Origin of the sequence: Micromonospora sp. NPDC048871, assembly GCF_043198155.1 — a bacterium.
GTDB lineage: Bacteria > Actinomycetota > Actinomycetes > Mycobacteriales > Micromonosporaceae > Micromonospora.
In genome coordinates, this window is sequence record NZ_JBICUM010000011.1 from 86,985 (window position 1) to 98,868 (window position 11,884).

An 11,884-nucleotide genomic window follows, 5' to 3' on the forward strand; every position below is an offset into this window, starting at 1 on the left:
AGCAGAGCCGGGTTTGTGTAGTTCGTAACGACCCGCAGACGGTGCATGTGAGCGGAGGGTGTGGCCGGCGACGACAGTGGGGGCTGTCGTCGCCGGCCACGGCGGTCGCCGCTGCCCTCCCTCTAAGGGCGGGCGACCGGCTTGAACGCCCCGATGTGAGCCCAGCGCAGAAGGTGGGCGGCGACGCAGCCGGCGACAGGGAGATGTGGTGCGAGCTGCGATCTGGCCGCCGAAAGCCAGGGCCTAGCGTTGGGTGTCGGACTGCGCGTGTGCTGGGGCGGTGACGGTCGCCGGCTTGGCGGTGTTCACGGGCCAGGCGCCGCGGTTCGGGTGAGGGTTGCGGCGCATCGGGGCGATGACCGGCCCGTCGGGCAGGGTGAGCGCGGGTCTCGGGAGGTAGCCGTGCCGGCGGTACACGCCCTGGCTGCCGTGAATGGTTTCGGTCCAGGAGGGCATGTCGATGCTGTCAAGGCGGCTCTCGTGGTGTGTGAGCATCGCCGCGCCGGCACCGCGCCGTCGGGCGGCGGGAGGGATGGCGAGAACTGCCAGGTGGTAGTGAGGTTCGGTGGGTCGGACCTGGGTGAGTATGTGGTCGAGGAGTTCGAACTGGCGCGCGTACGGGCCGGCGGCGTCGGCCAGTCGGCTGCGGTAGTTCGACGGTGGCGGGATGCTGCGGTAGCGGTGAAACCCCATCGTGGCGGCGCTCAGGTCGTCGGTGATGTGGATGTCGCCGAAGAACATGGCGTGTTCCACCCAGATGACCGCCACGTCGGCCAGCATCCGCCGCCGGCAGGTCGGGTCGGGGATCAGCCACTGGGCGAGCGGGCCGGAGTGCAGGGCGTCGGCGATCAGTGCGGCGACGGGTTCCTTGTCCGCCCACCGGGCGGCACGGATACGCGGATTGACGTCCATGAGATGCCTCCAAGGGCAGCGGATCGGGTGGAATGGTGCGGGCTCACCGGTAGGCGGCGGTGGCGAGGTCACCGACAGCGGCGTCGACAGCGGCGGTGATGTGGCGTACCTGCCGGTGGTGCTGCGCGGCGATGGTGCGTAGCTGCACGGTGAGGGCGGCGATGTCGTCGGCGAGGTACAGGTGATTGGTCAGGCCGAGGGTCGCAACGAGGCCCCCGAGGGCGGCGGTGTGGTTGTCGGGCTGGTCACGGCCGGCGGCGATGTAGTGCAGCCGGGCGCGGGCGACGACCGGCCACTTCAGGTCGGCGGGCAGGTAGCGGTCGGTGCGGGCGAGCCCGCCGAGGCGGCGGCGCACGTCGTGGCGCAGGATCCCGCCGGCGTGCAGGCCGGCGCGGGTGCGGTCGTACAGATCGGCGGCGAACCCGCGCAGCCACCCCCGCAGCGGCGGGGTCGGGTGGGCGTAGCGGATGGAGGCCAGGGCGGTGTCGGCGATCAGGTCCCCTACCGGCCGGTCCAGGTGCAGCCACAGCCGCTGCTCCCCGCCCGGCCCGGTGTCGTCGTCGGTGGTGTCAAGGGCGATCCGTCCGGCCAGGAACAGGTCGATCAGCACCGCACCAGCCAGGCCGAGGGCGAGGGCTTGGCGGTGGATGTGCGGCTGGCCGGTGTCGTCGTCGTGGCCCAGCAGGAACAACTCGTCTCGCAACGGCAACTGCGGGATGGACGAGGTCATATGGATCCCGTCCCCTACCGTGGCTCGCCGGGGTGCTGCCGCAGGCGGGCGTGCATCCCGTCGTAGGCGGCCTGCGGCTGCGGAAGCAGCAGCTTGTCGACGGCGGCGAGGACCGTGTAGTTCGGGTCGCAGACGTTGCCGATTGGCGCCCGTCCCGCCTGCGACACCAACTGGTAGGCGTCGAGCTGCTCCAGGCCGGTGAGATCACCCACCCAGCCGACCATGTCGCGGTGCGCGATCCGGTAGGCGTCCTCCAACGGGCGGGCGCAGCCGACTGACATGATCGACGCGTCAGTCTCCAGGCGGGGCCACACCGTCTGGACGCCTTTGATGACCTCGATGGTCAGGGTGGTGGTTGTGGCGATCTCCACCCCGACGCCGCAGGCCTCACCCTCGCCCTGGCGGGCGTGGCCGTCGCCGAGGGCGAGCATCGCCCCGTGCACATTCACCCCCAGGTACAGGGTGGTACCGGCGCGCAGCTCCGGTGTGTCGAGGTTCCCGCCATGGCTGTCGGGCACGATTGTCGAACGCGACTCGAAACCGCCCGGGGCCACGCCGATGGTGCCGATCATCGGGGCCAGCGGCAGGTCAACTGTGTGGTCGCTGTCGGCGGCGTGAAAGCGGACCGTGCCGGCCTGCTGGTCGATGTCGTACACCCACACCCGCTCATCAAGAGGCTGCTGCAGGGTCGCCGTATGTGAGGTGGAGGTCAGTGCCCCGAAGTGCGGGAACGTCGAGGAGACTCCCCAATCGCGGGCCGGAACGATCGAGGCGAGGTGAACGGCGAGGGTGTCGCCTGGCTCTGCGTCCTCGACGAAGAACGGCCCGCACACGGGGTTCAGGTAGGGCATGCGGCACACCTGCGACGGCAGGTCCGCCGGGCCGCGGACGAGGCCGCCGAAGCAGTCCTCGGTGTGCACCTGCAGGATGTCACCGGAGCGGATGTGGGCTACGGGCATCCGGCCACCGAAGGTGTAGGCCAGCTCGTCGCGGGCGGGCCGGTAGCTGATCGCGTCCATGGTCGTCACACCCGCTCGACGTGGCGGGCCTGCGGCTGCGCGGGCGCCAGACCCGACAGGGCGGGCCGGCGACCGGTCAGGTACAGGCCGGCGAGTACGACCATGCCGAGGGCGAGCCAGGCCAGACCGAGACGCTGCGCGGCGATGTTCGCGTTGACCACCACGTAGGCGAGGATCGCGAAGCCGAAACCGGGCATGACGAGGTGTGCCCACCAGTTGCGGCTGCGCTGGCGGATGAGGTGGTGCACGACGACGGAGACGTGCAGGACCAGGAACGCGACCATCGCCCCGAAGTTGATCAGCGACGACAGCAGCGTGATCCCGTCCGCTCGGGTCGCCATGTACAGGCCCAGCGCGAGGGACACGACGCCGGTGAGCAGGGTCGCGTTGATCGGCACGTTGCGGCGGATCGACACTTTCGCCAGGAAGCCGGGAAGCTGCCGGTCCCGGGCCATCGCGTACAGCAGCCGGGACGTGGCGACCTGCGCGACCATTGAGTTCGGCAGGCCCCACGCGATCGCGGTCGCGACCGCGCACAACGTTGCCAGCCAACCTCCGCCAGCCACCTGCGCGGCATCGTAGAAGGCGGTGCCGTTCGGATCACCGTCACTGAGCAGCGAGGCTGGCTCGGCGACGAGCATCGCGGCCAGCCACGTCTGCGCGATGAACAGCACGCCGGCCAGGACGAGGACGGCGGCCATCGCCCGGCCGATCTGGCGGGAGCCACCCTTGGTCTCCTCAGCCAACATGGAGATGCCGTCGAAGCCGAGGAAGGACAGCACCGCGATCGACACCGCCCCCGCGACGAGTGACCAGGTGAAGGTGTCGGCGTTGTAGAACGCATCCCAGCTGAACCGGCCCCTGCCCGTTACGACGGCCCAACCGGCGACGGCGAGGAAGATCGCCAGGACGATCAGCTCGCCGACGAGCATCACCCGGGTCACCATCGCGGTCATCCGGATCCCCACCGAGTTGACGACCGTGTTGACCGCGACGAAGCCGAGCAACCACAGCCACACCGGCACTGCCGGCACGGTGGAGTGCATCGCCACCGACGCCACCAGGTACAGCAGGCCTGGTACGAGGACGTAGTCGAGCAGGATCACCCAGCCGGCCAGGAACCCGACCGGCGCGCTGATGCCTCGGCCGGAGTAGTTGTAGACGCTGCCGGACATGGGGAACGCCTTGACCATCTGCGCGTACGAGAACGCGGTGAACACCAGCGCGACCACGCCGACCGTGTACGCCAGGGCCACCATCCCGCCGGAGCCGGCGTACACGCTTCCGAAGATCGCCATCGGCGCGATCGGCACCATGTACACCAGGCCGTACGCGACAAGGTCCCGGAACCGTAGTTGACGGCTCAACTCCTGCCGATAGCCATATTTGGAGAGGTCGTTCTGGGAACTCATCAGACTCCTCAAGCTTTTCCGGTCCTGGCTAATCACGCTATTTCGCAGCTCATTCGTCAGCGAAGGCAAATGACTCTTCGATCTTGAACCGCCACAAACGATTTCGTCGAGCATGCGAACGGGTATCTCGGCAACGAGAATTGCTCACCGGGCTAGTTGAGTCGATACCGTTGATGCGGACATACGGTGTTGTCCGCATGCAACTATCCGCGTAGCGTTCGACCACGTACGGTCAGACCTGTCCGGATCCAGCAACGACGGACAGACGGCAACCAGGAGCACCGGTGGCGCAAACTCCACGACAGCTGAGCCCGCATCGGTCGGCGCTGCATGGATTCGGTGCCGCGCTTCGGCAGTGGCGAGAGTGCCGCGGGTTGTCCCAGCGCGCTCTAGCCTCGGTCTTTCATCTGGGCGTGTCTAGATAGGCGTGGCTCGATGAGTTTGGTTGAGGATGCCCGTGCTGGGTGCGGGCATGGCGGCGGCCCGGCGCGTGGGCCGGGTTCCTCCGTGGTGGTTGTCGGGACGTTGGGGCGGGGTTCAGCCAGCCGGGCGTGGTAGTGCTGCGAGCCGCTGGAACGCGGTGATCAGTGCGTTTGCCCAGGGCCAGGCGGCGGCGATGGCGAGGCACGTCCGGCGGGCGGTGCGGGTGAGGCGGGCGGCGACGTGTAGCAGCCGGTAGCGCAGCTTCTTCGGTTCGGCCATGGCGAGGTCTCCGTCGAGTAGCAGGTTCTGGGCCCAGGCGAGCAGGTCGATGCCGGCCAGTGCGAGCTGCAGCCAGGCCTGGTTGATAGCAAAGACCCGGGACGGGAACCGGCCGAAGCCGGTGTTCTTGCCGCAGCGGATGCGGTCTTCGACGCGGGCGTGGGCCCGGTGGCGGGCCTCCAGGAACTGGATGCTGCCCTGGCCGGGCGGGGTGTCGGTGGCGATCAACTGGTGCCGCCAGCCTTCGATGGTGTCGAACAGCGACAGTTGGGCGCCGGGGTGCGGTCGTTCGCGGCGGACGATGAACCGGGTTCCGTCGGGCCAGCCGGCGGCGTCGAACCGTCCGGTGATCTCGCAGATCTCGGCGTGCTCGCGCAGTTCCCCGTCGGTGTCGAGGGCGGGGACCCAGCCGGTGGCGGCGGTAATGGCCTGGCGTACTGGTTCGGTGATCGCGGCGCCAACGGAGAACCGGACGTCGAGGTGCTGCTCACGCAGGCCGCGGAGGTGGGCGAGGAAGCCGTGGCTGGAGCCGGCGGAGTCGGAGCGGATCAGGATCGGGGTGCCGTGGCGGTGTTCATCCGGGATCTGGGCCAGGGCCTGATCGAGCACGGTGATGTGGTCGGCGGTGGTGTTCGACCCGGCCCGGCCCTCGCGCAGCAGGCCGGACAGCGCCTCGCCGGTGTTGTCCAGGAAGCAGAACAACGGGTGATACCCGAACGTCTTCTTCCACGTGCGGGTCGCCGCTTCCTTCTCGGAGTGGCAGATCACGATCGAGGCGTCCAGGTCCAGCACCAGGCCCGCCACCTGCTGGCCGGCCACGCTGACCTGCGGGAAAGCTTGGTCGTGAACCTCGGCGTGCTGGGCCCAGGACACCTCGCGGGCCTGAGCCCGTGCCGCCCGCAACTGGGCCAGCAGGGTCTCGTCCAGGTGCGACAGCAGCCGCCACGCGGTCGGATCAGAGGCGACAGGCCCGAACAGGGCGGCCTGATCTCGTAGCACCGCGAGATCGGCGATCGCCTCGCCGCCGTCGGCGAGCATCACTGCCAGATCGACCGCGATCCGGCCCGGATCGTGCCCGCTCCGCCGCTGCCGCAACCCGGCGAGAGCCTGACTGAATGCGCTGGTCAACCCGGTCGCGTCGGCCAGGTCGGCGAGCAAGCGGGCACCCGCGTGACCGACCACGCCCCGCCCGTCGCCGGTCACCACGATCCTCGGACGCGTTGCGGTAGCCTTCACCCAGCAAGTGCCTTCCGTAACGGGATGATCAGGACCTTCGACAAGCCCTATCTTCCCTGATCAGAAGGCACTTCTTCTTTCTCCACCCACACTCTGGACGGCCCTTAACGAAGGGCCGAGGCTAGGCAGGCTCGTGCACGTCAGTGGGGACCTCATCGGCAAGGTGGAGAAAGCCGAACGTTGGCCGTCCGCCCGCTTCGTCGAGTCGTGTGAAGGCGCACTGCAGACAGGTGGCGAGTTGGTCCGCTTCCTGGCAGACCTGGAGAGCGCGCGCCGCCTCACCGGTGTCGGCTACCGCTTGGCCGAGGGTGCGGAGGGCCAACTCCGGGCCTCCATCGATCACCCCGACAAGACCGACCTGCTCCGCTCGTGGCATGAGCAGCTTGCCAGTCTGGCCGTTGCCGGAAACCGCACCGGATATGTCGGGATGGCGTCCACTGCCCATGCGCAGATTGGCGTCGCAGCCGCCATCGGGCGGCGAAGCCGTTCAGCCGACCGCCGAGACGTACTAATCGCGCAGGCGCTGTGGGCGGAGTTCCTCAGCTGGATCGACGAGCAGAGCGACGCCGCCGAGGTTGACGCCTGGCTGCGACGCGCCCAGCGGCACGCCGTCGAAGCGAACGCGCCGGCGCTTGCCAGCTATGTCCTGATGAGGCAGAGCCAACGAGCCCTTGAGCGCTTCGACCCGCGTAATGCTGCTGCCTTGGCGCAGCGGGCGCTGGACGAGGTTCGGTTACCAGGCCGCATCCGCGCTTTACTGCTGGTCCGCCAGGCCCAGGCCTACGCGATGGGAGGTGACCAGAACGCCTGCGCAGCTACCATCGACCAGGCGCACAGGATCGCGGGCCGCGCCGATTGGGGCTCGGCGTTGCCGGTCGATGTTGGTGCCCACTGCGACCTGGTGTATGTGGCTGCCCACGAAGCACAATGCCGTCTGCTCCTCGGTCAACCGGCGGCTGCCGCCGATCTCTACGAGCAACTCCTGCGCCAATGGCCAGATCAGTGGCGCGTCGATGAGGCCCTGTGGCGATCGGCCTTGTCCACCGCCTACATCAACAGTGGCGACGTTGAGCGCGCAGCGATCGAGGCCACCAACGCATTGACCTTGGCCACGGGTACCTCGTCAGCACGGGCTCTGCGCTGGTTGAACCCGACGGCGGTGGCCCTGCGCCAGCAGACAGCCGTTCCGGAGGCGGCGACCTTCGTGCGCGCCTATCGGCAGGCCACTCTTGAAGCGTGCAACCATTAGCCCGTGGATCTGATCACGACGGCGACGAGCACCGAGGAGTCCGAGCGAGCGGCGTCCATCGCGATCCTTCCGGTCGGGAGTTTTGAACAGCACGGCGCCCACCTGCCGCTGCTGACGGACACTATCGTGGCCTGCGCGATCGCGAAGGCCGTCGCCGAGCGCTACGACCTCTTTCTGCTGCCGCCCGTGACGATCTCCTGCTCCCACGAACACGCGGCGTGGCGTGGAACGGTCAGTATCAGCGCCACCACCCTCGCCGCCGTGGTCGGTGACATCGCCGCCTCCCTGCGTCAATCAGGCATCAATCAGCTCGCTGTGATCAACGGACACGGCGGCAACTACGCGCTTGCCAACGTCGTTCAGGAAGCCAACGTCGCCGGACCGAGGATGACTCTGTTCCCCTCTCGGGCCGACTGGGACGAAGCCCGAGTGGCCGCAGGCCTACACAGCACAGCCCACCAGGACATGCACGCGGGCGAGCTCGAGGTTTCGCTGCTCCTGCACGTCGCGCCCGAGGTGGTGCGTGACGGTTTCCAGTATGCCGACCATCTAGCGGACGATCGGCGTCACCTCCTCACGCAGGGCATGAGTGGCTACACCACCAGCGGCGTCATCGGCCTGCCGTCCCACGCCACCGCAGCCCAGGGCAAAGCCGTACTCGAAGACCTCGTTCGCTCCTTCGCCGACCATCACGGCCTCCTGTTGAGACACAAGGCATGATCAGGAGTGATGCTGAACGGGAGCCTTTGTCCGTATCGACTTTGCCCCCAAGAAAAGCGATCGGGCGGAGGCAGTCTGCGGGGTGCTCCAAGGGCAGGGGCACGGCGCTCGGACGTAGTCGGCCGTCTAGGCCCGCACACCGGCACGAAAGACCTGGCCATCCCAGTGTCCCTGCGACCGATTGACTAGACCGCCGTCGTCCGCCCCGCGTGCAGTTGTTCGAGGAGGACCCGTGAGGCCGGCTGACAGGATCGCTGAAGTGTCGGTGGAAGACGCCGTCCGCGCCTCGGTGAGCTACGACCAACTGCGTATGGGTGATGACGCCCTGTACTGGCTGGAGACCCGTCCCGACGCCGGCGGAGGCACGGCAGTGACACGGTGGCGGTCCGGCGAGGGCCAGCGTGATGTCAGTCCGAAGGGCTTTGATGTCGCCAGCGGCATTCACGCGTACGGGGGTGGATCTTTCGCTGCTGCCAAGGGGACGCTGTGGTGCGTCGGCCGAGACGGCCTCTACCGGAGTCGTCGTTCCGACGATCAACTCGAATTGATCGCTCATGGATCCTTCGGTGACCTGACGGTCGGCGACGGCGAGTTGCTAGCTGTGCGGGAGTCTGGGCAGGGTGACGAACTCGTCGCGGTGTCGCTCACCGGTGCTCCGAAGGTGCGGACCCTCGTCTCGTCGCCGGGGTTTCTCGGTGCGCCTCGGCCGGGTCCGGGTTGGTTGGCCTGGACCGCGTGGAGCGAGCGCGACATGCCGTGGGACGCGTGTGAGGTATGGGTGGCGTCCTACTCGCCGCGTGGTCAGGTCGACGGTGCAGTGAGACTGGCCGGCGGTCCGGAGGAGTCTGCGGTGGAGCCGCGGTGGGGACCCGACGGGGCGTTGTACTTCGTGTCGGACCGCAGTGGCTGGTGGAACCTCTACCGGTGGGACGGCCACAGGGTGGAGGCGGTGGCACCGATCGCGGGCGAGTGCGCCGCGGAGCCGTGGGAGCTGGGTTACGCGTCGTACGGCTTCCTCGACGACGGTCGGATCGTCGTGGCGGTGCAGGAGGGGCCGCGACACCGCCTTGTCGTCGTCGAGGCCGACGGCACTGTCCGCCCGGTCGACCTGCCGTACACGTCGATCAAGCCGTACCTGGCCGTCCGAGGGATGACGGTGGCGTTGATCGGATCGTCACCGACCGTAGCCCCGCAGGTCGCGATCGTGGACCTGGCTGACGCTGACCCCCAGGTGGAGGTGCTTGCCAGGTCGGAGCATGCCGGACTCGACGGGGTGGGAGTGTCGACGCCGACGGAGCTGCGCGTTCGGGTGGCCAGTGGTCGGGAGGTGCTTGCCCTGGTGTATCCGCCGACGGGCGAGGCGGCGGACTGGCAGGCACCGGTGATCGTGCGGGCCCATCCCGGGCCTACCGCCTCCTGCCTGCTGCGCCTGGACTGGCAGGCGCAGTTCTTCACCAGCCATGGGTTCGCCGTCGTTGATGTCGACTATCTGGGTAGCACCGGGTACGGCCGGGTGTTCCGGGAGTCGCTGTACGGCCGGTGGGGTCTGGACGACGTCGATGACTGCGCGGCGGTGGCGGTCCACCTGCTGTCGACGGGGCGGGCGGTGCCGGGGCAGGTGTTCATCCGTGGTGCCAGCGCCGGTGGCTACACCGCGTTGCACGCGGTGGCCCAGGACGGTCCGTTCGCCGCTGCCACGGCCGTGTCGGCGATCGTGGATCCTGACCGGTGGGCGCAGACGGTGCCCCGGTTCCAGCGGGCGCACGCGATGCGGCTGCGAGGTGGTGCCGGCCGGGTCCGTGCCGCTGCTGTCCAACGGCCGGTGCTGCTCATTCACGGCAGCGCCGACGAGGTGGCCGTGGTCGAGGATGTCCGCGAACTCGCCGACGAGTTGACGTCTTGCGGCATGGCACCCGAGGTGCTGCTTCTTCCTGATGTCGGCCACTACGTGGCGTCGTCTCCTCAAGCTGGCGCGGCGCTGGAGGCCGAGCTGGCCCACTACCGCTCGGTGATGGCGGATGCGGCCAACGACCAACGGGCGTTACACGGCGGCCAGCGGTAGTCGGTGACGCACGTACTCGCCGAACTCGCGGACCTCCGGCTCGCACCGGTAGGGCTCGAGGTCGGCCTGTACCTCGACGATGCGCTGCAGGCAGCGGTGTGAGGTGGTTCGTGCGGCGTGGTCGACTGCCTCGCGTGCGGTGGCACAGGCTTCGTCGATGCGGCCGGCGGCGACCAGCGACGAGGCCAGGAGCGCGGTGTCGATGGCGAGTCGCCGGACATGGGTGGGGCTCAGGGCGGTGAGGGCGTCACCCAGGTGCCGTTGGGTGTGCTGCGGTCGGCCCAGGTCGTGGAAGCAGTGGGCGATCTCGTCAGCGAGGTACGCCCCGTCGAAATACCCGATCCACGCCGGCTCGTTCTCGGGCTTGGCACGGGCCAGTTGCCTTTCCGCGATGTCGAGGTGGGTCAGGCAGTCTTCTTCGCGTCCAAGGCGGGCGTGCGTACGCGCCACCACCGCGTGCAGCGCGGCTGCCACGGCAGGCGTCGCCCGGGTCTCGCTTCCTCGCACCGCCGTCAGCGCCATCCTGCGTGCCGGCTCGGGGTGCCCGCAGTGCAGTGCGAGGTGGCCGATGTTCACGGCGAGCAGGTAGCTGCCGTACAGGCGGTCGCCGACGGCTTCCGTCAGACGTAGAGCGCGGAGGTAGCGGCGCTGGGCGAGGCCATGGGCGCCGGTGTCGACCGCCTGGTACCCGCAGAGCTCGAAGAATCCCGCCGCCAGCGTGTAGAGGTGGCGGCCGACAGCTTCGGAGGTGGGAGTGTTCGCCAACAGCCGGTTCAGTTCGCCTTCGACGTACCGCTGCACCTGGGCGTGGACTCGTCCGGCGCCGTGGGTGTGGTCCAACTGCCGGAACATCGCCAGAGCGGTCTCCGCCGAATGAAGATCTTCTTCGTCGACCTGGTCAGGTGAGCCGGGTCGTCCGGCCACGGGCGGCCGGGGTCCCGCCGCAGCGTTCAGCCAGTCGAGGGCGGCGCGGTCGAGAACGCCGGGCTGGAAGGGAACACGGACTACCATGCCCGCCACCGCGGGCTTCTCCTCGAACTGGGTGGGCAGCAGGGTGTCTGCGTTGCCAGAGCCGCTCGGTGAAGTTGCCCGCTTGTTCTCGCTGTTGCGGCTTTCCTCGAGAAGAGGGAGCAGGCGGGTCAAGGCCCCTCCGGCCTCCAACGCCCTGTCGCAGGCCTCGACGAATTCCCGGGACGGGAAACGGTCCGCTGTCTCGATCCGACGCACCAGGTCGGCGCTGAAGCGGATCATCGCGCCGAGTCGCGCCTGGGAGAAATTGGCCCGCTCCCGCAGCCGACGCAGCTCGGCTCCGAAGAAGTGACGCTCGGACAGGGACGGCTGGAGCATCCGCGGGGTCTGCCCCACAGCACCGCCTCCTCGTGACTGTTCGCACCACTATGGCGATGATCAGCGTGACTATCGCGCACATAGGGTCACTCGGTGTTCAGCGCGGCGCAACCACGAACACCGAGATGCACAGGTGCGGGAGACGCCAATCCGGTGGCTCAGATGCGGACAACCGCTTCGTCCGCATGCTCGGCATTCACTCCACCGGCTCGACGGGCGAGTGTGGAGACGTGCCGATGGCTGCTCGTCAGATCCGCCACCGACCTAGCACGGGAGGCTGCAGTGCAGCAGGAGTCCGCTCCGCGCCGTGATCTTGATAAACGGCGGCACCCCGGCCTTCCCGCCGCACGAACGATCATGCCTATGGGCATCTGGGCGCTTACCCGGGCACCCATGAGCGCCAGTAGGAGGCGACCTTCGACCGGCACCACATCGACGTGAGATACCCGTGTGACTCGGCGAGTCCAGCGGCTTGACGCTCTGTTGGTCTCGAAG

Annotated in this window: 9 protein-coding genes; 3 read left to right on the forward strand and 6 right to left on the reverse strand. The window is 68.5% G+C overall.

The genetic code is table 11. The annotated features are described in order from the left end of the window. Positions 1–243: 243 nt before the first annotated feature. The 5 genes from ACGFIK_RS21910 to ACGFIK_RS21930 form a co-directional block, all read right to left on the reverse strand. A complete protein-coding gene (locus ACGFIK_RS21910) occupies positions 244–912 on the reverse strand; it encodes an N-acetyltransferase (protein ID WP_393341018.1) in 669 nt (222 codons plus the stop codon). A gap of 43 nt (positions 913–955) precedes the next feature. Then, the gene (locus ACGFIK_RS21915) at positions 956–1,642 is read right to left on the reverse strand and encodes a GPP34 family phosphoprotein (RefSeq protein ID WP_393341020.1); all 687 of its coding nucleotides are present in this window, start codon (positions 1,640–1,642) and stop codon (positions 956–958) included. Positions 1,643–1,656: 14 nt separating this feature from the next. Then, positions 1,657–2,670: an acetamidase/formamidase family protein gene (locus tag ACGFIK_RS21920; RefSeq protein ID WP_393341023.1), complete on the reverse strand. Its 1,014-nt coding sequence runs from the start codon at positions 2,668–2,670 to the stop codon at positions 1,657–1,659. Further along, positions 2,667–4,073, reverse strand: a complete 1,407-nt coding sequence (locus ACGFIK_RS21925; RefSeq protein WP_393341026.1) for an APC family permease — start codon at positions 4,071–4,073, stop codon at positions 2,667–2,669. Before ACGFIK_RS21925 ends, ACGFIK_RS21920 begins: the two co-directional genes overlap by 4 nt. A 537-nt stretch (positions 4,074–4,610) precedes the next feature. Then, positions 4,611–6,062: an IS1380 family transposase gene (locus ACGFIK_RS21930; RefSeq protein ID WP_393341129.1), complete on the reverse strand. Its 1,452-nt coding sequence runs from the start codon at positions 6,060–6,062 to the stop codon at positions 4,611–4,613. A gap of 112 nt (positions 6,063–6,174) precedes the next feature. Here ACGFIK_RS21930 and ACGFIK_RS21935 point away from each other — a divergent pair, with 112 nt between their 5' ends. The 3 genes from ACGFIK_RS21935 (at position 6,175) to ACGFIK_RS21945 (ending at position 10,042) form a co-directional block, all read left to right on the forward strand. Beyond that, complete coding sequence (locus ACGFIK_RS21935) at positions 6,175–7,260, forward strand: XRE family transcriptional regulator (RefSeq protein WP_393341029.1); 1,086 nt, start codon at positions 6,175–6,177, stop codon at positions 7,258–7,260. A 3-nt stretch (positions 7,261–7,263) separates the two neighbouring features. Then, entirely contained in the window at positions 7,264–7,980 is a 717-nt protein-coding gene (locus tag ACGFIK_RS21940) for a creatininase family protein (protein WP_393341031.1), read from the forward strand. Between the two features lie 544 nt (positions 7,981–8,524). Then, positions 8,525–10,042 carry a S9 family peptidase gene (locus ACGFIK_RS21945; RefSeq protein ID WP_393341035.1) on the forward strand — a complete coding sequence of 506 codons (1,518 nt, stop codon included), beginning with the start codon at positions 8,525–8,527 and terminating at the stop codon, positions 10,040–10,042. Here the strand turns inward: ACGFIK_RS21945 and ACGFIK_RS21950 are convergent. Further along, the gene (locus ACGFIK_RS21950) at positions 10,022–11,407 is read right to left on the reverse strand and encodes a helix-turn-helix domain-containing protein (RefSeq protein WP_393341038.1); all 1,386 of its coding nucleotides are present in this window, start codon (positions 11,405–11,407) and stop codon (positions 10,022–10,024) included. The genes ACGFIK_RS21945 and ACGFIK_RS21950 overlap by 21 nt on opposite strands. Positions 11,408–11,884 lie beyond the last annotated feature (477 nt).

Coding starts and splice junctions, on each gene's coding strand:
- ACGFIK_RS21910 (WP_393341018.1), bottom strand. CDS start 912: ATGGACGTCAATCCGCGTATCCGTGCCGCCCGGTGGGCGGACAAGGAA.
- ACGFIK_RS21915 (WP_393341020.1), bottom strand. CDS start 1,642: ATGACCTCGTCCATCCCGCAGTTGCCGTTGCGAGACGAGTTGTTCCTG.
- ACGFIK_RS21925 (WP_393341026.1), bottom strand. CDS start 4,073: ATGAGTTCCCAGAACGACCTCTCCAAATATGGCTATCGGCAGGAGTTG.